Origin of the sequence: Glaciimonas sp. Gout2, assembly GCF_035018905.1 — a bacterium.
Taxonomy (GTDB): Bacteria; Pseudomonadota; Gammaproteobacteria; order Burkholderiales; family Burkholderiaceae_D; genus Glaciimonas.
On the sequence record NZ_JASJXA010000013.1, the window covers coordinates 61,678 to 87,410 of the forward strand.

Here is a 25,733-nt window from a genome sequence, read left to right on the forward strand (position 1 = left end):
CGGTAGCACCTGCTGCGATGGCTGCAGCATAGAACGTATCCACTACCGGTTCGCTATCGGCGACAAAGCCGACATGGATTGCGCGGGCATCTGCAGTACCGTGCCGCAGCCAGAAGAATACACGGCCGTCGCGGCCAAAGCCTTTCAGGTCAGGATGGCCCGCAGGTCCCTTGGCCCCGTCGTAGTCAATCACGTGGCTAATGCCAAGTGGTATCAGTGTTTTTCGTAGAACGCGATTGATTGCTGCATGTCGCTGACCGAAACAAAAATGTGATCCAGCATGTTTTACCTCACTTGTTGTTGGGGCGTACCGCGCAGCTATCTGACGCATCTTGCTAACTTTGACGATGCAGGTTTAAATTGCCTGAGTTATCCATCTGACCTATACGGTGCGCTCGCCCAATGTTGCCTGAGCCTAGCCTATTTCTGCTCAGCCAACGAAGCGAAGTCCTCAACCGGATCAAAAAATAGTGCATCGTCAACCTGAGTGGCTGCATAGATTGCAACTAAACTAAAGGATGGCGCTAAGATGTCAAATGCATTCCCATTCAACGTTTTATGAAGGTGACACAAACGTCTTTCGCATAAATTCGCCGACGCGGGCAAATTACACGCCAGATCGTGGTGTCATAGATAAATGTGTGTTTACAGTGTTATTTATAAAAGGTTTGGCCGCCCACCGCGTGCCATTGAGATCATGCTCTATCGACTAGCCGCCGACGCAGTACTGCTATTTCATCTCACTTTTATCGCGTTCGTCCTTCTCGGAGCCGCGTTAGTGGTGCGCTGGCGTTGGCTCATCGTCGCGCATTTGCCAGCCGTTGCATGGGGATTTTTTGTAGAGCTTACGGGGCGCATTTGTCCTCTTACCTATATCGAGAATTTCCTGCGCGTCAAAGCTGGTCAATCGGGCTATGCGGGTGACTTCGTCGAACATTATTTCCTGGCGATTATCTATCCCGCCGGTTTATCCAGAGACATCCAGTTATTACTGGCTTGTGTCGTCATAATTGTCAATCTCGGCATCTATGGCTGGCTTTTCATCACCCGCAATAAGCCGCGATGATGCTTGCGCAGTCGCTGTGCTAAGAAAATTGCTGATCCGGCGCGTGCTCTTGGCGCGACAGATCAGTATATTGCGAAATTACCCAAATCAACAATACGCTGGACTGATCTAGTTATTGCGCCAGAAATCACCGATAAATAGATGGCGCAAGCCGACCAAACCCAAGGTGAGCAGTTGCTTCACCTTGGTATCATCAAGCCGAGATCAGCCCAGTCCGCTGATCTGAGGCCAATGTTGCTTGCGGTTTGTGAATTTCTTTTTTTTCGAAATGCTTAAAAAAATCAGAGCACGTGCGGTGAGACTGGCCACTTTAAAGCAGGATTATTGACGCCTCTTACGCGCACACACATCCAACCCATCAATCCGCAGAGAAGCAATGTGCGCCAGCATCTGAGACGACGTTATCGCCAAGCACAGCAACCCATCCGTGTCGTCCACATTCAGCATTGGCGTCGTATCACTATCTCTGTCCATGATGCTGAAATGGGCCAAATCGACACAGGTCTGAATACCTTCGCAGACATCCTTTGTCATGGCATAAAACTGCGCAGGCTCATCTGATTGATGGCGGGCCGGTAACCATGAAAACGCTTGATGCAATGACTCTGGTTTTGGAGACGATGACGGATCATTCATGCTCGGATCGCTCATGATTGGATCCTCCCAATAATGTTAGCGGCAATCGTTTGAATGAAACGGGCGCTGGCTTGGTGGGCAAGGCGTGGCGTGATTTGTAAGTGGGGGGTAGTAAATGTGACGGTACTAGACATTATTGATTCCTTGTACGGTTAGACCGCGCCCCGCGATCAAACGGGGTGGGCGGTAAATGATAAGGTTGATCGACCGGCGTACAAGGATACCGGCATACCCGAAGGTATCCCCACCACCACCGCCCATTAAGGACGAGCGAAGGAAAGTCGCACAAAAAAACGGCATTGCGCCGTTGTGCGCCTTGTACATTGTCGAGCGATCAAACCCGTTCTCCTTTTTCTCGGAGACCAGCAGACGATAGCGGATATATCCATCAAGCGCAAACTTTTAGAGCAAGATTCCGCTGAATCGTTTGTAAGCTGCAAACGCCGTCCAATAAAGCCAACCCTATTTAGGCCTAGGGCGCTTCAAATCCGCATCCGGCGGCGTAAAATTCCCCTCCCTTATTTTGACCACCGCATTCGCCACAGCGCTGGCAACGTTACGCACCTCTTGTTGCACCGCCAGGTCACGGTCCAAAACCTCATGGCTTTCTGCATACGATTCGTAATAGCCGATAAACCGGTCCAGCCGCGACGATGCACCCGCATCAATCAGGCCCATCCAATCCAGCCAATCCGACAATCCGCGCCGCACGCCCTCAATCCCCGCCACGTCACCATGCACCACCAGACCATAACCACGGCCCGCCAGATGCTTCGGATACGGCCATCCTTTCAACTCCAGATCCTTGGCTTTCTTCGCATCTTTGCCCGACGTTGTGGTCGGATCGGGATTGCCACCATCAGCACACACCAACCGGTCTATCATTAGTTTCAACACCGACGGCGTCTGATACCAATAAACCGGGGTCACAATAATGATCGCATGCGCCGACACCCATTTTTCGTAGATATCCGCCATCCAGTCATTGGTCTGCCGCTGACCATGATTGGGATAACAACTGCACGGCCAATGACACAACGGCATCGCTGTAGAAGCACAGGCTTTGCAAGGATAAATATGCTTGTCATAGTCCGAAATGAGCAGACTCAGATCCAGCAAATCCACCTCAATACCGCGTGCTTCCAACGTCTCGGTAGCGTACTTAACTAGCCGAAAACTTTTGGATATCTCGCCAGGACAACTGCCGTCATTGCGCGCAGAACCACAAATCAACAAAACCCGCGATTTCGTCGCAGGATTCTTTTGTCGATCCTCCGCTTCAATCAAAGCATCGCGGGTCGCCTTCCACTCCACCGACAGATCATAATCAGGGTCCTCAAATTCGGGACCCGCCTTTGCAGTGATGGGTGATTTGTTGCCATTGATATAGTTTTCCCACGCCACTTGCTCGACTTTATCGATTTCCGACTTCACCACATCAAACGTGGGATCAATAAAAGAGCGACGAAATTCAAGGTGAAACTCATCTCTTTTTAACACTGCAGGCGCTTGGCCTTTGCGTGGTTCCGTCACAATAATCTCCAGATCGGGTGTGGGAGCGGGCGGTTTTAGTGCAGTGAAAAGCCTCGCTAAGCGATGCTGTATCAAGAAATAGGACGATCAGAGCAATCATTCGTCTATCGTTCTCTGAATCATTGATTGCAGACTTACACGCGCTCGTCTTGGGTTGCAGAATCCGCACGCATTTGATTTATCGTAGTGTCAGCAAAGGTGAAAAGCAATCTGAATCAATGGATTTTTTAATATTATTTGCGACAAGGAAATGAATTGTTGCAGTTTTTTATACGCATTGTTGTTTTTTTCGATCTAGAATAAATCATAATTCTAAAAGGCCCATCGCCATTTTTAGGGTATTTGTACCCCACGCCAGATTGAAACAGCGCCCCGCATAGTCCGCGTTATGGTTAGGCAATTGGCACTACCGTATTTTTACCATATTGCACCGCACCATTTTTGTGTTAAAGTTTAGCTGTCTCCTCCAACACCGCAAAGGTTTGGATTCAGCCCGCAACCGAAAGGTCATGCGGGCTTTTTTTTGTGGGCTTCCGTCCTGAAATAGGTTGACACTTTTGCACCCGACGATACATGACCGTTCTCCAGAATGTCCGAACATGCGCTTCGGGTCTAAACCGCCAGTTACCAAATGCGTACAATCGGCTAACAACGGTAATACAGTTAGCTAAAGAGAGGTGAATAAAATGTCGTTTCAAAATTACTGGCTCTTTCTTCCTGCCTGCTTTGCTCTAAATATGGCATTCGGCCCAAATAACGTACTGTCCTTATCCAATGGTGCTCGTGATGGCGTCCGCTATTCAATACTTGCGGCATTTGGAAGATTGCTCGCCTTTGCTGGGATGATATCAATCTCCGGCTTTGGTTTAGGAGCGCTTCTGATTGCATCAGAAACACTTTTCACTTTATTGAAATTTGGTGGTGCAGCTTACCTCGTATGGCTCGGCGTAAAAATGCTCCGCTCTGTACCCGTTCACCTATCAGATTCAGTTAAAGAAACTCAGTTCGACGCCGAGCTTCCAAGGGACAAGCTACGGCGACTTGCGAAACAAGAATTTCTCGTCGCAGCGGGAAATCCAAAGGCAATTCTAATTTTTACCGCATTTTTCCCGCAATTTGTTGATCGTTCGGCATACGCGACTAGCTTTTTTATACTCGGTACGACGTTCTTATTGTTTGAATTGTTAGCCATTGCCATTTATGCGGGTATCGGCGCACGGCTCGGAACGTTGACGAATAACGCTCGAAGATTTCGATGGTTCAATCTTATAAGTGGTGCAATGTTGATCGTATTTGGCCTGATTCTGGCCTTTATACGGCGCCCTACTTAAAGGTATTTATCAAGCGATTAGTCACGTAGATTCTCAACTTCACACAAACGAAGGTAGTTTTTTTACGTAAATATTGAGTTACTCGTTTCCGGCAAGTCGAAAGACCGCTTCGGGTCGAAAGCAGGCAGTTGATTAAAATATCAAATGACATTCGGCGTCGACGGAAAGGGCGCTAACTCCAGTTTCTAACCAAGCGCTTCAACGATGGACGGATCACTTCTGCCTATACGATTCACCTCAGTCGATACCATATACCCCTTAAAGTAGTCCGGCCCAAGCGCCATCTGTTGGGCGATTTGTTCCGCCTGTTCTGGCGACAAACCGTTATGAGCTATGTGATCGGTTAGGAGTACACAGACCTTGAAATTTCCTTCCTTGGAAACATTTTGTTCGATTTTGTGTGTGTTAGGTAAACACGGTGATCACTTTTTTAATAATTTGTCCCCGCCCATTCCATAAAAATCACTCACGTTACGCAGTAAGTTGATCCCAAGGAGAGAAAATCATGCAAGATTCAGAATAGGATATCAACAGACGGTTAGATAAATTTACATTCGTCCGAGCCTTCCATCTTTCGGGGAATATACTGTCGGCGCTGTATTGGGATTTAAGTCTGCAAGCAGTACAAAGCGGTATGCGCACCTTGCGAATGACTCGCTTAAGGCTGCGATTGAGAAGATTAGACAAAATTTCCCCCACCACAAAAAATGAAAAGGTTCCCGCTATATCTCGGAGAGCCTTATGTAGCTTGGTGGGGCGTGTGTGATTCGAACACACGACCTACGGATTAAGAGTCCGCTGCTCTACCAACTGAGCTAACGCCCCAACAGGGGTGGAATTATATCCTCTGTTCAATATTTGTACTAGTGCTTCTGTTTTTTTCTGGCTTAGTCTCTTTAAAATAATCAAAGAGCAAGCGCTTAGAGGGCGTTTAATCGGTCAGGCTCCGTTACTTTTTAGTGCGCTTTGGGCCGATATTCTTTATACATTTCTGCAAGCGAAGCGCTTGGCTAAAATTGCAGACAAAACTTTACTTTTGTAAGAGTTTGCAGTTTATTTTGCAACGCCCAAAGAGCGGATTCATGCGCAAAATTATCGCGACGATTTTGTTTTAGGAATGTGAAACGAGTGTGCGTGAATCACACACCTCAACATCCCAAACGAAACTCCCGCGTCCTCACCTCTTCTCGTCTCAACCGAAGTCGCTGTTGCTCTTGTCCTGTATGACGTTCTCTCGACGCAGCGTCAATCGCGTTAATTTCCGCAGCAAGATACGTGCATTCATAAGGAGGATTATTCGTCGTTGAGTCAGAGACGATGGCGGTTGCACCTGGCTGCTGCATTTCTGTTCTTATTTTTGCGCGTGTGTCCGCGATGGTGTGTGGATCTGGGCTGATAAATCCGCCGCTTGTTTCGTGGATGTTAACGGTGGTCGTTCTTTGCGTATCGCCGCATTTTTGATCCGAGTAGCTTGCCCGATTGTTGGTTCTGCATTTGTATATTTGGTTCTGCTGATCGGATTGGATTGTTTGGTTTGGCTCTCGATTTGGAGGATTATTTGGAGCGAGGCTAGCTTTGCTCGGAGTGTCGGTGGTTTGCGGCGATGGCTGTGGTTTGTCTTTTTGCGGTAAATTTATTGATGTCGACATCACCCAAAATAGGGCGCTAACGACGCCGAGCGCTAAAGCAAAGCTGATGATTTTTCCTGTTACGTGGCTGCGCATATTTTGCCTTTGCTCTGTCTTTTCTCTACTTTTACTCTTCAGGTTATGCCTCAGCGGTGCATTTTTTTGCATTTCTTGTTTATACGCAATATTGTGTATTTAAGCATGAAATCACCTATTTTTTGCATAGTTCTGTGCAATTTTTAACGCTTTAAAAATGAAAATAAATTTTCTTTACATAAAAATGTTTTGAGAATATATTTACATAACTTAATAATGAGAGCGAGATATCGGGTGCAACATCACACTGCAAATGCATGGCAACGTCATAGCGCCGTTGCCCAGCGTATAGGCAAAGTTTATCCCGAGCTGTCAAAGGCGCACCGGAAGGCTGCTGATTACGTCTTGGCGAATGTCTTTCGGGCGGCGACGATGACCATTGATGAACTGGCTGACGTTGTTGGCTTTTCTCTGGCGACGGCAAATCGTTTTGCGCATGCTCTTGGGTTTGATGGCTATCCCGCGTTTCGGGCGGCGTTGGTATTGGATTTTGCATCGTCGTTAGCACCGGTTGAAAAGCTGCGCGATCAGGTTGGGCGGGCGGCGACTAGTGCAGAAATCATGGCGAATGCGCTGGCTGCGGATATTCAGAATCTGGAGGCGACCAAGCGGGCGCTGGTGCCGGAACTGTGTGATCGGGCGGTCAGCATGATACTCAAGGCGGAGCGCATTTTTGTGCTTGGGTTTGGGGCAAGTGCGCATCTGGCCGGTATCACGGCGCATGGATTGGAGCCGTATTGTCGCAATGTGTTGTCGGTGGCTGGGCCAGGCGGCCCGTCGCAGACAGCGCGTCAGTTTTTTAAAGTGGATCAACGCGATCTGGTGATTGCGATGGCTTTCCCGCGTTATGTCTCGGATACGATCACGCTGGCAACGCTGGCGAAGGAGCGCGGCGCGCAGTTGCTGGCGTTTACCGATGTGCCAACTTCGCCGTTGGTGCCGTTGGCCGATGTGACGTTGTATGCGCAGACCGAGCGTCAATTGTCGCCAACTTCGGATGCTGCGGCGCTGGCGCTGATTCAGGCAACCTGCGACGCGGTTGCGCATCGGGCGGATCGCTCCGTCCATGCTGCATCGAAAATGACTGAATTTGTGCTGCCTTGGTTGCATTATCCGGACTGGCAGGAAAAGTCTGACGCTGAACAAAGTAAGCCAGTTGTGAAGGCCAGCAAAACCAATAAGAAATCGTCGCTGCTAAAAGTAGCCGCTGATGAGTCTGCGGATACTAAGTCTGCCGGTGCTAAGTCGGCTGCTACTAAATTACCTGTTACTAAGACAGGAAAAATCAAATCACTTCCCAAAAAGGCTGAGCTAACGTGACAACCGCAATTTCAACTTCAGCCATCTCCGCGACGATCGCCATCCACGGTGGTGCGGGTACGATTTTGCGCAGCGCGATGAATACCGAGCAAGAGCGGGCGTATCACCAAGTTTTGAATGACATCCTTCGCGCTGGTCAAAAAATATTGGCGGATGGCGGCAGCGCAATAGATGCCGTTGCTACTGCGGTCAGTATGTTGGAAGATTGCCCGCTGTTCAATGCCGGCAAAGGGGCGGTCTACACGTCCGCAGGAACGCACGAATTGGATGCAGCGATTATGGATGGCGCGACGTTGGCTGCCGGTGCGGTTGCCAATGTTTCCCATCTGCGCAATCCGATATTGGCGGCACGTGCCGTGATGGAGCATAGCGAACACATCTTGTTGGTGGGTGCGGGTGCAGAAAGTTTTGTGGCGGATTATGGTGTTGCGGTTGTCGATGCTGCTTATTTTCATACCGAAGCGCGTCATGCGCAGTGGCTACGTGCGCGTAATCAGGGCGGCATGATGTTGTTGGATCATGATGCGACTAGCGAAGCTGCTGGCAACGCTGCTGCCGAGATTGCGCCCATCGATCCGGATAATAAATTTGGAACAGTTGGGGCGGTAGCGCTTGATTCGCACGGTAACTTGGCGGCGGCGACATCGACTGGCGGGATTACAAATAAACGTATAGGCCGGGTGGGCGATACGCCGCTCATTGGAGCGGGTTGTTACGCCAACAATCGTACGGCGGCTATTTCGGCTACCGGAACGGGCGAAGCCTTTATGCGTACTGTCGCCGCGTATGATATTTCAGCGCGGATGGCGTATGCGGGACTATCGCTAAAAGATGCGGCCGAACAGGTGGTGATGGAATTGTTGCCGCGTTATAACGGTCGTGGCGGGTTAATTGCTATCGATGCAAAAGGTAATGTGACGTTTCCTTTTAATACTGAAGGTATGTATCGCGGCGTCGCAAGAGTCGGCGAATCGCCGCTGACGGCAATTTATAAGTCAGATAGCCAATGACGCGGATCATGACCACCATGACGACCATGACCCAATCAGCGCACCAAGTGCCAGCGTCTGAAGAGTTGCGCAATCCAGTTGCGCGCCGTGTGTTGACCGTGGATCAGCTTGGGGTCAGTTTTGTGACCTCGGAGCGGTCGGTCGAAGCAGTGCGAGGGCTATCATTCCATGTTGATGCGGGGGAAACATTGGCGATTGTGGGTGAATCGGGCTCCGGTAAGTCAGTGTCTTCACAAGCGATTATGCGCTTGATTGATTATGGTGGCGGCAAGATATCCAACACCAGTCGGATGATGTTTCACCGTCGTAATGGCAGCGCCATTGATCTGGCAAGCGCCGATCAAAATACGATGCGGCACATCCGTGGTGCAGAAATCGCGATGATTTTTCAGGAGCCGATGACGTCACTTAATCCCGTGTTTACGGTGGGTGAGCAAATCGCTGAGTCGATTCGACTGCATCAGGGCAAGGACTTTTCTGCTGCACGCGCTGAAGCATTACGTATGCTGGAGATCGTGCGGATTCCAGAAGCACGGCGGATGCTGGATCGGCATCCACATCAATTATCTGGCGGAATGCGCCAACGCGTAATGATCGCGATGGCGCTATCTTGCAAGCCGTCACTGTTGATTGCGGATGAGCCAACTACGGCGCTGGACGTGACGATTCAGGCCCAGATATTGCAACTAATCCGCGCTTTGCAGGATGAAATGCAAATGGCCGTGATGTTCATCACCCACGATATGGGCGTCGTTGCAGAAATCGCAGACCGGGTAGTTGTCATGCGTCAGGGTGAAAAGGTCGAAGAAGGGGTCGTACACGGGATTTTTGCAGCACCGCAGCATGCCTATACGCGTGCGTTGCTGGCGGCAGTGCCGCGTCTTGGTGCAATGCAAGGGACCGACTTGCCGGAGCGAATTGCCATCGCTGGAACTGTACCGTCGATGAGCGTGGACCTGGCCGATGCAGCGCAGTTGGTCCGGTCGATTCCCGGTGCAGATCCGACGCAACAGCCGTTGCTAAAAGTACGCAATTTGACGACGCGCTTCGATATAAAAAGCGGTATTTTCAGTCGCGTTAGGCAGCGCGTGCATGCGGTCGAACAAATTAGTTTTGATCTCTATCCGGGTGAGACATTGGCGTTGGTTGGCGAGTCGGGCTGTGGCAAATCGACCACTGGACGTTCGTTGTTGAGACTGGTGGATATCACCAGCGGAAGCGTGGAGTTTGGTGGTCGTGATCTGGCGACTTTGCCGCGCTCGGAATTGCGTTCGCTGCGGCGTGAGATTCAATTTATTTTCCAAGACCCGTTCGCCTCCCTTGATCCACGCTTAACGGTGGGATACTCCATCATGGAACCGCTGTTGGTGCATGGCATGGCAAAAGGCGCACAAGACAGGGTGGCGTATTTGCTGGAGCGGGTAGGTTTGCTGCCGGAACATGCACAGCGCTATCCGCATGAATTCTCTGGCGGTCAGCGTCAGCGCATTTGTATCGCGCGTGCGTTAGCACTGAATCCCAAGATAGTGATTGCGGACGAATCAGTCTCGGCACTGGATGTGTCGATACAGGCGCAGATTGTGAATTTGCTGCTGGATTTGCAGCAAGAATTAGGTATTTCGTTCATCTTTATTTCACATGATATGGCTGTGGTGGAGCGCGTCAGTCATCGGGTGGCGGTCATGTATCTCGGACAAATTGTGGAGATTGGTCCGCGCCGTGCAATCTTTGAAAATCCGCAGCATCCTTATACCCGCAAGTTAATGGCTGCCGTGCCGGTCGCTGATCCAACTCAGCGTCATCGGAAACGCGCGTTGCAGCAGGATGAAATTCCTAGTCCCATTCGTGCAGTCGGCGATCTGCCGTTGGTTGAGCCGTTGAGGCAAGTTGGCCCGGGACACTTTGTGGCTATGCATAAGGTAGGTGGCGCTTTTTAAATAGGATGCAACTTATGCAAAATCGCCTCGAGTGCGTTACTTTCTTAGCTGCACTAGCGAATGAATAAGGCGTCAATTCTGCGCTTAATTCTGGGGCGTGATTCGTCCACTATTTTTCTTGTTTTTTTTGCTTTAATAGTCATTTGTATCTGCCTAACCAATCTTGAATTAAATCTGAACCAGGGGAAATAACATGCTTTCAGCGCGACATTTTTATGGAAAACCGATCGGCAAAGTGCTAGTCAGCACCGCAGTCGCACTGGCAGCACAACTTGCAGCGGGGCAGGCTTTTGCCGCCAAAGATGTCACGCTGGCAGTCGCGTCGACGTTCACTACGATGGACCCATATGATAGTAATGATACGTTGTCACAAGCAGTGATTAAGTCGTTTTATCAAGGTTTGTTTGGCTTTGATAAAGATTTGAAATTGGTGAATGTGCTGGCAGAAGGTTATGACGTTAGCAAAGACGGTTTGGTGTACACCATCCGCCTGCGCAAAAATGTGAAGTTTCAGGACGGTACTGATTTCAAGGCAGATGCGGTCAAAATGTCGCTCGAACGGGTGATCAATCCGGATAATAAACTTAAACGGTTTAATCTGTTCAATCGGATTGTTAAGGTCGATGTTGTCAATGACTACGAAGCCAAGATCACGTTGAAAGAACCTTTCTCGCCATTTATCAATACGCTGGCACATTCTTCTGCCGCGATGATTTCACCGACTGCTTTGAAGCAATACGGTAACAAGGAAATTGCTTTCCATCCGGTCGGTACTGGCCCTTTCAAATTTGTGGAATGGAAGCAAACCGATTATTTGAAAGTGACCAAGTTTGACGGCTATTGGAAAAAAGGTTATCCGAAGATTGATAGCATTACCTGGAAGCCGGTCATCGATAACAATACCCGCAGCGCGATTATGCAAACCGGCGAGGCACAGTTTGCGTTTCCACTGCCTTATGAACAAGCTGATTTGCTGAAGAGCAAGACCAATTTGGATTTGATTTCTTCGCCATCGATTGTGCAACGTTACATTTCGATGAACACGCAACAAAAGCCGTTTGATAACCCAAAAGTACGCGAAGCGATCAATTACGCGATCAATAAACAAGCGCTGGTAAAAGTTGCCTTTAATGGCTATGCCGTGCCGCAAGATGGCGTGTTGCCACAAGGCGTCGATTACGCCTTGAAAACCGGTCCTTGGCCTTACGACATTAAAAAAGCCAAGCAATTACTTTCTGAAGCGGGATATCCGAACGGTTTCGAAACGGAGTTGTGGTCAGCCTATAACCACACAACAGCGCAGAAAATCATTCAGTTTGTTCAGCAGCAGTTGGCGCAGGTTGGTATCAAAGTGAAGGTCATGGCACTGGAAGCCGGACAACGTGTGGAGAAGGTGGAAAGTTCACCGAATCCCGCCACGGCGCCGGTACGGATGTATTACACAGGTTGGTCGTCGTCTACTGGCGAGGCGGATTGGGGCTTGCGTCCATTATTAGCGTCGGAATCGTTCCCACCTAAGTTGTTCAATACCGCCTATTACAAGAGCGTCAAGGTGGATGCTGATATCGCCAATGCGCTCACTACCACTGACCGTGCGCAAAAAACTGCTCTTTACAAAGATGCGCAGACTGAAATCTGGAAGGATGCACCTTGGGCTTTCCTCGTGACTGAAAAATTGCTGTACGCACGAAGCAAAAATCTGAGCGGTATGTTTGTGATGCCTGATGGATCGTTCAATTTCGACGAAATAGAATTGAAATAGTCGTCACTTGCTGATGGGAATGAATGGAATAAAAACACATCATTCACTCCCATCAAATAAAGTTGTACCAGCAGGAAAAGGCGATGGGGTGGTCGCAGACTTGGAGTAATGCCGTAAAAGTTGCTAATGCCGCTAATGCCATATTGCGGCTGCAAGACCGCTCGCCAGATAGTGCAAAAAAATAACGCAACATCATGCAACATCACTCATCCCGGCTGGCTCTGTAGAAATTGCAGATTCACCATTTACCAGAACGTGCCATGTTTCCTTATGTATTAAAACGCCTGATGGGCCTGATACCGACCTTGCTGATTGTTGCGGTCATGGTGTTTATGTTCGTCCATTTGTTACCGGGCGATCCTGCGCGTCTGGTTGCGGGACCCGAAGCGGATCTCCAGACGGTGCAGATGATTCGTCACGATCTTGGTCTGGATAAGCCGATTCATCAGCAATTTTTGAATTATTTCGGCAATGCCTTGCGGGGTGACTTCGGACATTCGCTACGTACCAAGCGTGCGGTGAGTCAGGAGATTGCGGAGCGGTTTTGGCCTACGTTCTTGCTGACGGTGACCAGCATGGTGTGGGCGGTATTCTTTGGTTTGTTCATTGGCATCGTCTCTGCGGTATGGCGCAATAAATGGCCTGATCGACTAGGCATGACATTGGCAGTGTCTGGGATTTCATTCCCGGCGTTTGCACTTGGCATGCTGTTGATGGAACTGTTTTCGGTCAAGCTTGGCTGGTTGCCGACGATTGGTGCAGATAGTTGGCGTCACTATATCTTGCCGTCGCTAACCCTTGGCGCGGCAGTCGCTGCGGTGATGGCGCGTTTTACCCGTGCATCTTTTGTAGAGATTCTGCAAGAAGATTTTGTGAGAACCGCACGAGCCAAGGGACTTTCTGAAACTGTTGTCGTTCTTAAACATTGTTTGCGCAATTCGCTGATTCCGGTCGTGACGATGATGGGCCTGCAATTCGGCTTTTTGCTGGGCGGTTCTATCGTGGTGGAAATGGTCTTTAACTGGCCGGGCATGGGGCGGCTGCTGATTGACGCGGTTGATATGCGTGACTATCCGGTTATTCAGGCGGAGATTCTGTTGTTCTCGCTCGAATTCATCTTTATTAATCTGATCGTTGACATGTTGTATGCCGTCATCAATCCGAGCATCCGTTACAAGTGAGGCCGGCCGTGTCGAACCCAACCAGCGATCTTCCATCCGTCCGCAGTGCCGCTATTGTGGCTGCTGTCTTAGCCCCGCTTCCCACTTCTATTCGGACACCATGGAGTGAGTTCTGGCGCAAGTTCAAGAAGCAACATCTGGCCGTCGCAGCCGGTTGCTTCGTATTGTTTTTGATCGTGTTGGCAATAGCAGCACCGTATTTGGTGCCCTATGACGCAGAAAACTATTTTGATTATGATGCACTAAATGCCGGTCCATCGCTGGCGCACTGGTTCGGTGTCGACTCTCTGGGCCGCGATATTTTTAGCCGTATATTGATGGGTACGCGGATTTCTCTTGCCGCAGGATTTTCATCGGTGGCGGTGGGCGCAATCGTGGGTACATTTTTCGGTCTGATCGCGGGCTATTATGAAGGCTGGGCCGATCGCATCATTATGCGTATCTGCGACGTATTGTTCGCTTTCCCCGGCATTTTGCTGGCCATCGGTATCGTTGCGATCTTGGGTAGCGGTATGTCGAACGTCATCTTCGCGGTGGCTATTTTCAGCATTCCCACCTTTGCCCGCCTGGTACGCGGCAATACGCTGGTATTGAAGCATCTGACTTTTATTGAGGCGGTGCGCAGTATTGGCGCGAATGATCGCACGATTATCTTGCGGCATATTTTTCCCGGTACGGTGTCGGCTGTGGTGGTATATTTCACGATGCGTATCGGTACCTCGATTATTACCGCAGCGAGTCTGTCTTTCCTTGGTATGGGCGCACAGCCGCCGATGCCGGAGTGGGGCGCGATGCTCAATGAGGCACGTGCCGACATGATGACAGCGCCACATATTGCGATCTTCCCGAGTCTGGCAATTTTCTTTACGGTGCTAGCATTTAATCTGCTAGGAGATGGTCTGCGGGATGCTTTGGACCCTAAGATCGATCGTCGCTGATGCTATCCATTCCTATCATCGGCTCGCTCGCTGCCGGCCCCAACAATGCGATCAGCGATGTGGCTGGCGTCACTGTTGGTCACGTCACTTTGATGCAAGGTGCGATACAGACCGGCGTGACAGTCATCCGCCCCCACGACGGTGACCCGTTCCGCGACAAAGTGCCTGCCGCAGCCGTGGTATTCAATGGTTTTGGCAAAAGTATCGGCTTGGTACAGTTGCAGGAACTAGGCGTGCTGGAGACGCCGATTGCGTTGACCAATACGCTGTCGGTAGGCACGGTCGCCACCGCACAGATCATCTCAGCGATCAAAACGAATCCCGAAATCGGGCGCGCTGATCCCACTCTCAATCCGTTGGTATTTGAATGTAATGATGGCTACCTCAACGATATTCAGGCGATGGCGGTCACTACCGAGCATTACCAGCATGCATTGAACGCCGCAGAACCGATATTTTTACAAGGTTCCGTGGGTGCAGGCCGTGGCATGTCCTGCTTTGACTTGAAAGGCGGCATCGGCTCTGCATCGCGCTACGCCAACATTGGCGGCGCTAATGGTCAACAATATTGTGTCGGCGCATTAGTATTGGCGAACTTCGGCAAACTCCCTGAGTTGACACTGGCCGGCATCAACATCGGCGAACAACTGCATCAACTCAATTTGGCCCATCCTTGGTTGCCTCTAAACGACGCGCCGGAAATGGGTTCAATTATCATGATTATCGCAACCGATGCACCGCTGGATGCACGTCAGTTAAGACGTCTAGCCACGCGCTGCGGTATCGGTCTTGGTCGCGCCGGCTCCAACTACGGACACGGCAGCGGCGACCTAGCGCTAGCGTTCTCGACCGCGCAAACGGTTTCATACCGTCCCGATTGCGCGACACAACAATGGACAACGCTGCACGATAGCGTGCTTGATCCGTTGTTTCAGGCCGTGGCTGAGAGCACTGAACAAGCGATAGTTAATGCCTTGTTTGCAGCTGAAACAGTGGAAGGGCGGGACGGTCATCTGCGCAGATCGTTGCGGGATGTGGCGGCGTCTGGTGACGATACTACTAAACGTAATTAATTCAATTAAGACGTATTAACATATAACGCTTGTAGATGAGATCGGTACAAAACTAAATCACATCAACTATTTAGGCAGTTGCAGTTGCAGGCGCAGCCACAGTTGACGTTGCTCTTGACCTTGCAGGCGCAGCCACTTTTGAAGTTGCGGTTGTTCTTGAAGCTGAAGTTGCCGTTGCCGTTGAAGTTGAAGTTGAAGTTGACCTACCCCGTCATGGACGCTGCCAAGTATTTCAGCTGTCAGTCGGGAATTGTTGGAAGACATGTTTGAGCGCAGCGAGTTGGTCTTTCAACCCGGCTGGCGGCTGAAATGCTTGGGAATCCGAAGGGCAGCGTCAGTTGCGGTCGCCTTCTTTTTGGTTACTTTTTCTTGGTGGGGGGCGCCGAGCCAAGCAAGAAAAAGTAACTAGCTGTCGGGCTACCCCCGACTAGCACCCACGGAGCGGCAACCGCAATAATTAACGACGACTGTATTTGATACAACAACCCGAAAGAGCCGTGTCCTTATCGTTGCACTTTCTCGGCGAGGAAGCCCGCCGGGCTAATCCCTGACAAGCACCCGCGGAGCCGCAACCGTTTCAGCTACAGACGACTCAAACCATCGCAATAGAAGACCTAATTAAGAATGACCACAATGAAAATACTTATCTCGGTAGACATAGAGGGCATTGCCAGCGTATTCCATCCCGAACAAACCCGCGCCGGTAATCCCGAGTACGAACGTGCACGACGCCTAATGACACTAGAAGCCAACGCAGTAATCGAGGGCGCATTCGCCGGAGGAGCAACAGAAGTCCTCGTCAATGACTCACACGGCGGTTTTCGTAACCTCCTACCGGATCTATTGCACCCCTCCGCCAGCGCAATTCTCGGCAAACCCCGCCTGCTAGGAATGATGAGCGGCGTCGAGACCGGCGTTGACGCGGTGATGATGGTCGGCTATCACGGCCGCTCACAAAGTAGCGGTATCCTCGCGCACACCATCAACAGCTTCGCCTTCGCCCGAGTCTGGCTCAATGATCTGGAGTTAGGAGAGGCTGGAATCTACGGCGCACTGGCCGGAGAGTTCGGCGTCCCGGTGATTTTTGGCAGCGGTGACGATATCTTCGTTGATGAGGCCAAACTGCTATTTCCACAAGCCAATCTGATCAGCGTAAAAATGGCGCAAGGAAATACCAGCGGCATCTCGATATCGCCACAACGTGCTGTTACGTTGCTAGCCGAAGGCGCCGAAGCCGCAATGCACACGATTAAAGACGCCGCTCCGTTCGTTCTACAGCCACAGATCACCTGCAAGCTACAAACGCAGAGTCCTGCGCTGGCAGATTGTTTCTGTCAACTGCCGATATTGCAGAGGATTGATGGTGTTAATGTGAGCTTCTCTGCACCCTCTGTGCAATACGCTGTCAGGATATTAAATAGCTTGTCGGCGATGTCTTTTATGTTGCGTAACTAAGCGCGAAATGACGGTGTCAGAATAATGGTGTTAAATACCTGATCAAGCATTGCGCAATACCTTTACCGCCGCATAACGCACTCGCTCGGTTGACGCCGCGGCACGTGCGCTGTGAAGGCTATGCAACGTAATTTGATTCACTTCGGCATGGCTACCTTCAATGTGTTCCGTTATCAGTCGAATAGCTTCCCCACCCGCGTACGCGCTGATTTGCGCCAAAATCGCCGCATGTTCATCGTAGGTTGATTGTACGCAATCACCGTAGACAAAATCTAAACGCCGTACGATACGGATGCGATCAGTCAGGCGGTCAAAAGCACTTGCCATTTCCAGATTTCCACTCGCACGCACCAAGGTTTGATGGAATACCTCGTCCATAGCAGCGACCTGGCCGCCATCAGTCAAGCGTTCGCTCACCGGCACACACCAGATCGCTTTGAGGTTATCGATCAAGGCACCATTGACCGCGCCACCATCGGCTAATCCTCCGGCTAATCCAGCGCAAAGGCGGCCGACCGCGTGTACTTCGATCAGTTTACGAAATTCGTATAAATCTTCGAAACGTTTTAAATTGATCGGCACAACTTCCCAACCGCCACGCACATAGCCTTGCACAAGACCGTCACCCTGTAAACGTTGCAAAGCCTCACGCACGGGTGTACGGGATACCTTGAAATGAGCTGCGATATCAGTTTCCGTGATTTGATCACCCGGCAACAGCCGCATCTCAAAAATATCTTCGCGTAACTTTGCATAGACATATTCAGGCAGTGAAACTGATTTAACAGGCTCACCACCAGTAATGGCTGGAACCGATTCAGACGAGTCAGGTAACTCGGATAAAACGCGGGTGATTGAGATTTTCTTCATGATGATTTATTTGTCGTTATCGAAAATCAGTCTAAAGTGCGTATTCATATAAAGCTTGTAGATGAGGTTAGTACAAAACTAAATCACATCAACTATAAAGGCCGTTGCAGGCGCAGCCACAGTTGCAGTTGCAGTTGCAGTTGCGTTTGACCTTGCAGGCGCAGCCACAGTTGACGTTGCCTTTGACCTTGCAGGCGCAGCCACCTTTGACGTTGCGGTTGTTCTTGAAGTTGACCTTGACGTACTCCGTCATGGACGCTGCCAAGTATTTCAGCTGTCAGTCGGGAATTGTTGGAAGACATGTTTGAGCGTAGCGAGTTGGTCTTTCAACCCGACTGGCGGCTGAAATACTTGGGAACCCGCAGGGCGGCGTCGTTGCGGTCGCCTTCTTTTTGGTTACTTTTTCTTGGCGAAGCAAGAAAAAGTAACTAGCTGTCGGGCTACCCCCGACAAGCATCCACGGAGCATCAACCGTCTCAACAACCAACTAACCTAAACAACCACCTAACCTAACCTAACCAAATCGACACTACTTAAAAGAAAATTTAAATCAACATTCAAACGTCAAAAAAACCAACGTCACCAAGCCGCCACACACCCATCCGAACGCGGCTCCGTACCACCACAAAGCACACCAAACTCATCGCGCCAAATAATCTGCCCACGACCAAATCCAAGCTGATTACCAGACCAGGCAACATCATGACCTAACCCACTCAAACCACGAAACAACGGTTCAACAGTAGTATGCTCAATACTAACTTTGTTACCAGTCTCCCATTCCCAACGCGGTGCATCAAGTGAAGACTGCGGATTCAAGCCAAAATCCACCGTATTCATCACCATCTGCACATGTCCTTGCGGCTGCATAAAGCCTCCCATCACACCAAACGGCCCAACCGCATGCCCATCCTTGGTCAGAAAGCCAGGAATAATAGTGTGATAAGGCCGCTTGCCAGGCCCCAGGCAATTAGGATGAGAAGCGTCCAAAGTAAAGTTGTTACCACGATTATGCAGCGCGATGCCAGTGCCCGGCACGACCAATCCAGAACCGAAGCCCATGTAATTACTCTGAATGAACGACACCATATTGCCCTCGTTATCAGCGGTGCTGAGATAAACGGTTCCCCCACGCGGCGGTTCACCAGCCACAGGCAAGTTAGCGCGTTGCCCGATCAGTTTGCGACGCTCGTCGGCATAACCATCGGACAGCAAATCTTTAACCGACACCCGCATGTGACCAGAATCAGCAATATGTGTCAGACCGTCAGCGTAAGCCAACTTGATCGCTTCGATCTGACGATGATAGGTCAGCAACGCATCACGCTCGCTGAAATCAAATCCCTTCAATATATTCAGTGCCAGCAACGCCACCAAGCCATGACCATTTGGCGGAATTTCCCATACGTCATAGCCACGATAATTGGCACTGATCGGATCGACCCATTCCGGTTTGTAAGCGGCCAGATCGGCGACATCCAGATAGCCGCCAGCACCACGTACACAGGCGGCGATTTTTTCTGCCAAGGCACCGCGATAGAAACTTTCGGCGTTATCTTCAGCGATAGTGCGTAGCGTTTGGGCGTGGTCTGCGGAACGCCAGATTTCACCAGCACGGGGCGCACGGACTTGCGGGGCGAAGGTGTCGAACCATGGCTTGAAGTGTGCTTCTTTCAGGTTGATGGTGAAGCCTTTATGCGCCGCTTCCCAAGCTACGGCGATCATCGGCGAAACGGGGAATCCTTCTTGCGCCAGAGTGATCGCACCAGCCATCGACTGGGTCAACGGCAACTTGCCAAAACGTTCTGCCATGGTGGCCCACGCGCCCGGTGTCCCCGGCACAGTCACCGGCAATGCGCCGTATTTTGGCATGCTGGTATGTCCCGCGGCTTTAAGGGCTTCGAGCGAAATGGCCTGCGGCGCCGCGCCGCTGGCGTTGAGCCCGTGCAACTTGTCTTTGTGCCAGATCAGGGCGAAGGCGTCGCCTCCGATACCGTTAGCGGTTGGCTCGACCACGCTCAGCGCGGCGGCCGCAGCGATGGCTGCATCAATGGCATTTCCACCAGCTTGCAAAACCTGTAAACCAGCTTGCGCAGCCAAGGGTTGCGATGTTGCCACCATGCCGCGATTGGCGAAGACTGCACTTCGGCGGGAAGCGTAGGGATAGTGATTAGTGTTGAAGGATGGCATACATTCTTTCTAGGCGGTTAGCTATAAAGGATATTAACAATAAGGTGGCTAAGAATAAAGGTGACAAGTCACATATTCGCCGGGAGCGGTTTGAACTGGCGGCGGGGCCTGCGTTTTGCAGATGTCCATGCAAGATGCGCATCTGGGATGAAAATGGCAACCGGTCGGTGGCGCGGTCGGGCTGGGAATGCTGCCCTGTAATACGATGCGCTGGCGAATCTGATCGGGATGTTCACGTGGAATCGCGGATAGTAGCGCTTGCGTATAGGGATGCTTCGGTGCTTTATAAACGGACTCGCAATTTCCATACTCAACCATGCGCCCCAGATACATGACGCCGATGGTATCGCTGACGTGGCGAATCACGGCTAGATCGTGGGAGATAAATAAATAGGTGAGTCCCAATTCTTTTTGCAAATCTAACAGCAAGTTGAGAATTTGGGCTTGAATGGAGACATCCAATGCCGATACCGCCTCGTCAGCGACCACCAGTTTGGGACGCGTGATGATGGCGCGGGCAATCCCTACGCGCTGCCGCTGTCCGCCCGAGAACTCATGCGGGTGACGGCCAGCATAGGATTGGCTGAGTCCTACCACGTCCAGTATTTTTGCGACTTTACGTTTACGGGTTGCTCGGTCAAACAGTTGATGCACGATCAATGGCTCTTCCAGCACTTCGCCGATTGTCATGCGTGGATTGAGCGAGGCAAACGGGTCTTGAAACACCATTTGCATATTGCGGCGCATGGCACGCAATTTAGACGCTGATAATCCACCAAGATTCTGACCCATAAAATGAACCGCGCCGCCAGTTGGTTCAATCAGGCGCAATACACTGCGTCCGGTTGTCGATTTGCCGCAACCGGATTCCCCAACCAATCCAAGCGTCTTGCCTTCGGCGATCTCAAACGAAACGTCATCGACCGCCTTCACCGGCGGCAAACCGCGGGTTCCTGATGGAAAATGTTTTTTGAGTCCAGAGACTTGCAGTAGCGGTAACGTTGGTGAAGTCATGTGAGTGTCGGCATAGTCGTTAAATTCGGCATTAAATTCGCCTTTAAAGTCGGCTTCAAATTCGGCAAGGATTTGATGGGATCAGCCCGGATACCAGCATCGCGCCAAGTGATTGGATTTGACTGGTTGTAGCGCTGGCATTAACGCACGGCAGCGGTCGTCTGCTTTGGGGCAACGTGCCGCGAAGCGACAACCCGTTGCGACTGATCCCGGCAGTGGCACCGATCCCGGGATTGCCATGAGCGGCTGGCCGGGAATGCTATCCAGCGCCGGGCGTGCGCGCATTAAAGCTTGCGTGTAAGGGTGGGCAGGCGCGTCGAACAGGTCGCGCACTGTGCTTTGTTCTACCACTTGTCCGGCATACATAACCACGACCCGTTCGCACATTTCCGCCACTACGCCGAGATCATGCGTAATCATTAAAATGGACGTTCCCTGTTCCCGCTTAAGGTCGCGCATCAGGTCCAGGATTTGCGCTTGAATGGTCACGTCCAGCGCCGTAGTCGGTTCGTCGCAAATCAATAGTCCTGGCTTGCATAAAAGGGCCATGGCAATCATGACACGTTGGCGCATACCGCCCGAGAGACTATGGGGATAATCGTCAATTAACTGTGTTGCGCGCGACAAGCCGACGCGTTGTAGCATGGCGATGACCTGCGCATCAACCTGCTGACGGTCAAGCGTGGTATGCATGCGGAGCATTTCACCAAGCTGCGTACCTATACGATGGAGCGGATTGAGTGAGGTCATCGGCTCTTGAAAGATCATCGCGATCTCTTTGCCGCGAATGCTGCGCATCGTTGCATCATTGGCCGCCAACAAATCGCGTCCACCGTAGCGCACGTCACCACTTAATATCGGCTTACTCGCCATGGGAAATAGCCGCAATACGGAAAGGGCAGTGACACTTTTTCCGCAGCCGGATTCGCCAAGTAAACCGACGGTTTCGTTGTCGCCGACGGTGAACGATACGCCATCTACCGGAGCGACGGATTTGCCATGGCTTTTAAATTCGACCTTGAGATTGTTGACTTCCAGCATGGATCAGCTTTCTTTAGCGACTTAATTTGGGATCAAAGACTTCACGAATGCCATCGCCGAGAAGATTGAATCCGAGCACGACGGTAAAAATCGCTATGCCGGGCCACAATGCCAATGTCGGATTGGTATTCAGGTAACCCTGCGCGATATGCAGCATCGAGCCCCAACTTGGGTCTTCCGGTCTTGCGCCTATGCCCAGATACGATAATCCAGCCTCGGCAATGATCGCCGAGCCCATCGCAAATGTCGCTTGAATGACCAACGGCGCCATTGCATTAGGCAAAACGTAGCGTCGCATAATACGTAGATCGGTGGCACCGACCGAGCGCGCCGCCATGACGTAATCCAGATTGCGGATAGACATTGCTTGCCCGCGGGCGAGTCGGATGAAGGCCGGAATAAAACCAATCCCAATGGCGACCATCGCGTTATAAAAACCACCGCCCAACGCTGCGGCAAGGGCTAGCGCGAGAATTAATGAAGGGAAAGCTTGCAAAGCATCTACCACCCGCATCACGATCCATTCATCCAAAAATCCGCGGAAATAACCGCTTGCAATACCGATTGGTACGCCGATAAAAAAAGCCAGTCCGACAGCAATCAGCGCCGCTTGCAACGAGATTCGCGCTCCGAACACCATGCGTGAAAAAATATCGCGCCCTAAGTCGTCGGTTCCCATCCAGTGCGCGCTGCTAGGGGACGACAAAATGTTGCCGTAGTCCTGATCAAAAATGGGGTCATGCGTCGCCATCAACGGTGCAAATATGGCGATCAAAATCAGCAGCATGATAATTACCGCGCCGACCACAGCCAGACGGTTAGCTGCGAAGCGGCGCAAGGCGGCAAAGCGCACTACTTGCGGGAGTGCATTGACCGGACTTGCTGGTTGGGTCTGTCCGGTTTGCCCGGTTTGGGCAAGAGGTTGATGCAATTGATTCATGCGTATCCTCTATTTAGCGATACGCGGATCGATCATGCTGTAAAGCAGATCTACCGCAAGATTGACGATGATGACCATCAAGGCCGCCGCCATGACACCGGCTTGTACTGTCACATAATCGCGCTGGAAGATGGCATCGACGATCATTTTTCCCATTCCGGGAATCCCAAAGATGCTCTCAGTAATGACTAAACCGCCGAGCAAGCCAGAGACCATCAAGCCGCTCGCGGTCACCACAGGGATCATCGCGTTACGCAAAGCATGACCGATGACGACTTGCCAGTCTTTTAAACCTTTTGAGAATGCAGTGCGGATGTAATCTTCGTTTAATACTTCCAGCAGACTGCTGCGCACCATCCGCATAAGGATCGCCGATTCGCGCAATCCCGTTGCCACTACCGGCATCAGCATGGCGAGAAGATTGCCGCGCCAGTCCTCCATAAAAGGGACGTAACCAGATGCGGGAAGCCATCCTAACTTGACCGCAAACAATACGATGAACATCATGCCGAGCCAAAAATGCGGTACGGACATGCCAAACAATGCGATAAATGTGCTGACATAATTGGCAACACCGCGAGGACGGGCAGCCGCCATGATCCCGGCCGGTACGGCAATCAGAACGGCCACCAGAAAACTTCCCAGTGCCAACTCGATGGTCACGGGAAGTCGTTGCATCAGACTATCGACTACCGGAGTATGGTCAACAAAGGAGCGTCCTAAATCACCGTGTAAAACTGCCCAAAGCCAATGCCCGTATTGCACATAGATAGGATTGTCCAGCCCCAGTTGCGCCCGCAATGCAAGTGCTGCTTCGGGCGTGGCTTCTTGTCCTAGGATGGCGGTTACGGGGTCACCAGGCAAAATGGCAAGCAACGAAAAAATCACGATACTTACCAGCAACAACGTCGGCAAAACCAGCAAAATCCGTTTCAAAATCTTAGGCATGGGTTTGGGTAACTTGTATCGGTGAGGTCTATTTGGAAAGCGTCACAGTTCTGATCACGCCATCGGGCACGAATTTGAATCCTTTGACGGCCTTCGCAATACCGAACAGGACGTTGTCATGATTCAGATAAACATACGGCACATCGCTGACCAGAATCTGCATCGCCTGATCATAGAAAACTTTCCGTTTTGCGTCATCACTTTCGATCCGCGCTTGCTGCAACAGCGTATCGACTTCTTTGGTGCCGTATTTGGAATAATTCAGCGAACCGTTGGTGACCGCAAAATCATAGATATTCTGATCGGGATCGGGGCGGCCGCTCCAGCCAACCATCAGCGCTTCATAAGTACCCGCTTTGCCAGATTCAATTTGGGTCGCCAAGTCGGCTTTTTCTAGCGTGACGCTGATGCCGGCAGGGCGCAGCATGCCTTGTATCATCTGACCGACTTGTAACTCTTCCGGCGTGGTCGGCAAGGTCAAGCGAAACGAGAATCCAGCTTCTTTGCCAGCGGCCTTTAACAACGCCTTGGCTTTTGCCAGATCGACTTTTGGGGGAAGATCCAAAGGTCCGTTAGCGAATTGGGATTTGCTGAAGGGTGAATGGCCGGGAGATACAGCGCCGTTATAGACCACCTTGGCAATAGCAACGCGGTCGATCAGGATATCAATCGCTTCGCGTACTTCTTTTTTATCGAATGGCGATTTGGAAGTATTAAAATAGAAACCACGGAAGCCGAGTGAAGGTTTGTTGATGACCGTATATTTGGCACCGGGATTGCTGTTGCTGAGTTCTTTGTACGGAAAACGATTGGTGATATCCACCTGACCGCTGCGCAAATTATTGAATGCGACGTTGACGTCGGACATGATCTTGTAGACCACCTGATCCGCTTTAGGCAAGCCGGGTTGCCAGTAATTGGGATTTTTATCCAGCGTTAGTGTGGCGCCTTTCAGACGGCCCTTGTAAATAAAGGGACCCGTACCGACCGGATTATTGACGTAGTCGTCGCCAAATTTTTTCACGGCTTCGGGTGATGACATCATGCCCGCACGATCAGTGAGGATCGATAAAAACGGTGCAAACGGCTCGCTCAGTTCAAGCTTCACCGTCGCGTCATCCACGACTGTGATCTGCTTAATGTATTTGAGATCATTTTTGCGAAGGGAGTTATTTTCCTGTCCGCGGCGCAGATTAAATTCCACCGCTTTGGCATTAAACGGTGTGCCATCCTGGAATTTGACGCCCTTGTGCAGAAAGAGCGTATAGGTTTTTTTGTCATCCGAAATGGTCCAGCGCTGGGCCAGCATGGGAATGATCTTGCCAGTCTCGTCCAGATCGAGCAATTTGTCGAAGATGCTTTGATACACCATGCGCTCGGCGATCATCGATGAGCGGGTCGGATCAAGTTTGCCGGGATCGTTATCCAGAGAAATATTGATGGTCATCGCATTGGCAGAACCGCCGATGCCAGCCAACAAACCAGAGACGCCATAGACCCCATAAACCATTAGTGATGCCAAACGCTTCGCCATTGTCGACCCTTAATTGTGATAATCGATGTTGATGCAAACGGTAAGTTGCCTGCGTGAATGGGTGTGTCCGTTGGTATATTAGTTGATGTCGTCGTTGATGTATACATGGTCGTGGACATGCAATAATCTAAAAGACTTGATTGGTGATAGGTGAATGTTAACTGCGGATTCAGCTTGGTGCGCGGTTGCATTTAATGCGTGCACAAGGCACCATCTTGGGACTGATTTAG

The 25,733-nt window shown here is 50.9% G+C and carries 23 protein-coding genes and 1 tRNA gene; 10 read left to right on the forward strand and 14 right to left on the reverse strand.

Going from position 1 to position 25,733, the window contains the following annotated elements; all coding sequences use genetic code 11:
* Nucleotides 1-213: 213 nt before the first annotated feature.
* The gene (locus QN379_RS11340) at nucleotides 214-282 is read right to left on the reverse strand and encodes a VOC family protein (protein ID WP_323506680.1); all 69 of its coding nucleotides are present in this window, start codon (nucleotides 280-282) and stop codon (nucleotides 214-216) included.
* Nucleotides 283-697: 415 nt separating this feature from the next.
* Between QN379_RS11340 and QN379_RS11345 the strand changes: the two genes are divergently transcribed.
* Nucleotides 698-1,066, forward strand: a complete 369-nt coding sequence (locus QN379_RS11345) for a DUF2784 domain-containing protein (RefSeq protein WP_322239531.1) — start codon at nucleotides 698-700, stop codon at nucleotides 1,064-1,066.
* Nucleotides 1,067-1,387: 321 nt separating this feature from the next.
* Here the strand turns inward: QN379_RS11345 and QN379_RS11350 are convergent, their stop codons facing one another.
* Nucleotides 1,388-1,717 carry a hypothetical protein gene (locus tag QN379_RS11350; protein ID WP_322239529.1) on the reverse strand — a complete coding sequence of 110 codons (330 nt, stop codon included), beginning with the start codon at nucleotides 1,715-1,717 and terminating at the stop codon, nucleotides 1,388-1,390.
* A 447-nt stretch (nucleotides 1,718-2,164) separates the two neighbouring features.
* Nucleotides 2,165-3,235 (reverse strand): flavodoxin family protein, encoded by a 1,071-nt coding sequence (locus QN379_RS11355; RefSeq protein ID WP_322239527.1) that lies wholly within the window; start codon nucleotides 3,233-3,235, stop codon nucleotides 2,165-2,167.
* A gap of 686 nt (nucleotides 3,236-3,921) precedes the next feature.
* On the opposite strand from QN379_RS11355, the gene QN379_RS11360 reads away from it, so the two are divergent.
* On the forward strand, nucleotides 3,922-4,566 hold the full coding sequence (locus QN379_RS11360; RefSeq protein WP_322239525.1) for a LysE family translocator: 645 nt from the start codon (nucleotides 3,922-3,924) through the stop codon (nucleotides 4,564-4,566).
* A gap of 749 nt (nucleotides 4,567-5,315) precedes the next feature.
* Here QN379_RS11360 and QN379_RS11365 read toward each other — a convergent pair.
* Together QN379_RS11365 and QN379_RS11370 are read right to left on the reverse strand one after the other, a co-directional pair.
* Nucleotides 5,316-5,391: transfer RNA gene (locus QN379_RS11365), tRNA-Lys, on the reverse strand.
* A 323-nt stretch (nucleotides 5,392-5,714) separates the two neighbouring features.
* A complete protein-coding gene (locus QN379_RS11370) occupies nucleotides 5,715-6,362 on the reverse strand; it encodes a hypothetical protein (RefSeq protein ID WP_322239523.1) in 648 nt (215 codons plus the stop codon).
* 144 nt (nucleotides 6,363-6,506) lie between these two features.
* On the opposite strand from QN379_RS11370, the gene QN379_RS11375 reads away from it, so the two are divergent.
* The 7 genes from QN379_RS11375 (at nucleotide 6,507) to QN379_RS11405 (ending at nucleotide 15,511) form a co-directional block, all read left to right on the forward strand.
* Nucleotides 6,507-7,610: a MurR/RpiR family transcriptional regulator gene (locus QN379_RS11375; protein WP_322239522.1), complete on the forward strand. Its 1,104-nt coding sequence runs from the start codon at nucleotides 6,507-6,509 to the stop codon at nucleotides 7,608-7,610.
* A complete protein-coding gene (locus QN379_RS11380) occupies nucleotides 7,607-8,620 on the forward strand; it encodes an isoaspartyl peptidase/L-asparaginase (protein WP_322239520.1) in 1,014 nt (337 codons plus the stop codon). The genes QN379_RS11375 and QN379_RS11380 overlap by 4 nt, the downstream gene beginning before the upstream one ends.
* Nucleotides 8,621-8,646: 26 nt before the next feature.
* Complete coding sequence (locus QN379_RS11385; protein ID WP_322240726.1) at nucleotides 8,647-10,557, forward strand: dipeptide ABC transporter ATP-binding protein; 1,911 nt, start codon at nucleotides 8,647-8,649, stop codon at nucleotides 10,555-10,557.
* A 193-nt stretch (nucleotides 10,558-10,750) separates the two neighbouring features.
* Nucleotides 10,751-12,319 carry a glutathione ABC transporter substrate-binding protein GsiB gene (gsiB, locus tag QN379_RS11390; RefSeq protein WP_322239518.1) on the forward strand — a complete coding sequence of 523 codons (1,569 nt, stop codon included), beginning with the start codon at nucleotides 10,751-10,753 and terminating at the stop codon, nucleotides 12,317-12,319.
* 260 nt (nucleotides 12,320-12,579) lie between these two features.
* A complete protein-coding gene (gsiC, locus tag QN379_RS11395; RefSeq protein ID WP_322239516.1) occupies nucleotides 12,580-13,500 on the forward strand; it encodes a glutathione ABC transporter permease GsiC in 921 nt (306 codons plus the stop codon).
* Nucleotides 13,501-13,553: 53 nt separating this feature from the next.
* Entirely contained in the window at nucleotides 13,554-14,438 is an 885-nt protein-coding gene (gsiD, locus tag QN379_RS11400) for a glutathione ABC transporter permease GsiD (protein ID WP_322240723.1), read from the forward strand.
* Nucleotides 14,438-15,511: a P1 family peptidase gene (locus QN379_RS11405; protein ID WP_323506677.1), complete on the forward strand. Its 1,074-nt coding sequence runs from the start codon at nucleotides 14,438-14,440 to the stop codon at nucleotides 15,509-15,511. The genes gsiD and QN379_RS11405 overlap by 1 nt, the downstream gene beginning before the upstream one ends.
* 66 nt (nucleotides 15,512-15,577) lie before the next feature.
* On the opposite strand, the gene QN379_RS11410 is transcribed toward QN379_RS11405, so the two are convergent.
* Nucleotides 15,578-15,775 (reverse strand): hypothetical protein, encoded by a 198-nt coding sequence (locus QN379_RS11410; RefSeq protein ID WP_322239513.1) that lies wholly within the window; start codon nucleotides 15,773-15,775, stop codon nucleotides 15,578-15,580.
* A gap of 369 nt (nucleotides 15,776-16,144) precedes the next feature.
* Between QN379_RS11410 and QN379_RS11415 the strand changes: the two genes are divergently transcribed.
* Nucleotides 16,145-16,966: a M55 family metallopeptidase gene (locus tag QN379_RS11415; protein WP_322239511.1), complete on the forward strand. Its 822-nt coding sequence runs from the start codon at nucleotides 16,145-16,147 to the stop codon at nucleotides 16,964-16,966.
* Between the two features lie 42 nt (nucleotides 16,967-17,008).
* Here the strand turns inward: QN379_RS11415 and QN379_RS11420 are convergent, their stop codons facing one another.
* From QN379_RS11420 to QN379_RS11455, 8 genes are all read right to left on the reverse strand, one after another.
* On the reverse strand, nucleotides 17,009-17,836 hold the full coding sequence (locus QN379_RS11420) for a GntR family transcriptional regulator (protein ID WP_322239509.1): 828 nt from the start codon (nucleotides 17,834-17,836) through the stop codon (nucleotides 17,009-17,011).
* Nucleotides 17,837-17,928: 92 nt separating this feature from the next.
* The gene (locus tag QN379_RS11425; protein ID WP_322239507.1) at nucleotides 17,929-18,138 is read right to left on the reverse strand and encodes a hypothetical protein; all 210 of its coding nucleotides are present in this window, start codon (nucleotides 18,136-18,138) and stop codon (nucleotides 17,929-17,931) included.
* A 277-nt stretch (nucleotides 18,139-18,415) separates the two neighbouring features.
* A complete protein-coding gene (locus tag QN379_RS11430; protein ID WP_322239505.1) occupies nucleotides 18,416-20,026 on the reverse strand; it encodes a gamma-glutamyltransferase family protein in 1,611 nt (536 codons plus the stop codon).
* A 48-nt stretch (nucleotides 20,027-20,074) separates the two neighbouring features.
* Complete coding sequence (locus QN379_RS11435; RefSeq protein ID WP_322239503.1) at nucleotides 20,075-21,040, reverse strand: oligopeptide/dipeptide ABC transporter ATP-binding protein; 966 nt, start codon at nucleotides 21,038-21,040, stop codon at nucleotides 20,075-20,077.
* An 81-nt stretch (nucleotides 21,041-21,121) separates the two neighbouring features.
* A complete protein-coding gene (locus QN379_RS11440; protein ID WP_322239501.1) occupies nucleotides 21,122-22,081 on the reverse strand; it encodes an ABC transporter ATP-binding protein in 960 nt (319 codons plus the stop codon).
* Between the two features lie 13 nt (nucleotides 22,082-22,094).
* Nucleotides 22,095-23,021, reverse strand: a complete 927-nt coding sequence (locus tag QN379_RS11445) for an ABC transporter permease (RefSeq protein ID WP_322239499.1) — start codon at nucleotides 23,019-23,021, stop codon at nucleotides 22,095-22,097.
* 9 nt (nucleotides 23,022-23,030) lie between these two features.
* The gene (locus tag QN379_RS11450; protein WP_322239497.1) at nucleotides 23,031-23,969 is read right to left on the reverse strand and encodes an ABC transporter permease; all 939 of its coding nucleotides are present in this window, start codon (nucleotides 23,967-23,969) and stop codon (nucleotides 23,031-23,033) included.
* Between the two features lie 28 nt (nucleotides 23,970-23,997).
* Entirely contained in the window at nucleotides 23,998-25,479 is a 1,482-nt protein-coding gene (locus tag QN379_RS11455) for an ABC transporter substrate-binding protein (protein WP_416186889.1), read from the reverse strand.
* Nucleotides 25,480-25,733 lie beyond the last annotated feature (254 nt).

Bases quoted from the DNA above. Each gene is read 5' to 3' on its own strand.
- QN379_RS11435 (WP_322239503.1), bottom strand. From the start codon at position 21,040: ATGACTTCACCAACGTTACCGCTACTGCAAGTCTCTGGACTCAAAAAA.
- QN379_RS11455 (WP_416186889.1), bottom strand. From the start codon at position 25,479: ATGGTTTATGGGGTCTATGGCGTCTCTGGTTTGTTGGCTGGCATCGGC.
- QN379_RS11405 (WP_323506677.1), top strand. From the start codon at position 14,438: ATGCTATCCATTCCTATCATCGGCTCGCTCGCTGCCGGCCCCAACAAT.
- QN379_RS11345 (WP_322239531.1), top strand. From the start codon at position 698: ATGCTCTATCGACTAGCCGCCGACGCAGTACTGCTATTTCATCTCACT.
- QN379_RS11450 (WP_322239497.1), bottom strand. From the start codon at position 23,969: ATGCCTAAGATTTTGAAACGGATTTTGCTGGTTTTGCCGACGTTGTTG.
- gsiB (WP_322239518.1), top strand. From the start codon at position 10,751: ATGCTTTCAGCGCGACATTTTTATGGAAAACCGATCGGCAAAGTGCTA.
- QN379_RS11425 (WP_322239507.1), bottom strand. From the start codon at position 18,138: ATGTCTTCCAACAATTCCCGACTGACAGCTGAAATACTTGGCAGCGTC.
- QN379_RS11410 (WP_322239513.1), bottom strand. From the start codon at position 15,775: ATGTCTTCCAACAATTCCCGACTGACAGCTGAAATACTTGGCAGCGTC.
- QN379_RS11420 (WP_322239509.1), bottom strand. From the start codon at position 17,836: ATGAAGAAAATCTCAATCACCCGCGTTTTATCCGAGTTACCTGACTCG.
- QN379_RS11415 (WP_322239511.1), top strand. From the start codon at position 16,145: ATGAAAATACTTATCTCGGTAGACATAGAGGGCATTGCCAGCGTATTC.
- QN379_RS11350 (WP_322239529.1), bottom strand. From the start codon at position 1,717: ATGAGCGATCCGAGCATGAATGATCCGTCATCGTCTCCAAAACCAGAG.
- QN379_RS11385 (WP_322240726.1), top strand. From the start codon at position 8,647: ATGACCCAATCAGCGCACCAAGTGCCAGCGTCTGAAGAGTTGCGCAAT.
- QN379_RS11360 (WP_322239525.1), top strand. From the start codon at position 3,922: ATGTCGTTTCAAAATTACTGGCTCTTTCTTCCTGCCTGCTTTGCTCTA.
- QN379_RS11445 (WP_322239499.1), bottom strand. From the start codon at position 23,021: ATGAATCAATTGCATCAACCTCTTGCCCAAACCGGGCAAACCGGACAG.
- QN379_RS11370 (WP_322239523.1), bottom strand. From the start codon at position 6,362: ATGCAAAAAAATGCACCGCTGAGGCATAACCTGAAGAGTAAAAGTAGA.
- QN379_RS11375 (WP_322239522.1), top strand. From the start codon at position 6,507: ATGAGAGCGAGATATCGGGTGCAACATCACACTGCAAATGCATGGCAA.
- QN379_RS11440 (WP_322239501.1), bottom strand. From the start codon at position 22,081: ATGCTGGAAGTCAACAATCTCAAGGTCGAATTTAAAAGCCATGGCAAA.
- gsiC (WP_322239516.1), top strand. From the start codon at position 12,580: ATGTTTCCTTATGTATTAAAACGCCTGATGGGCCTGATACCGACCTTG.
- QN379_RS11430 (WP_322239505.1), bottom strand. From the start codon at position 20,026: ATGCCATCCTTCAACACTAATCACTATCCCTACGCTTCCCGCCGAAGT.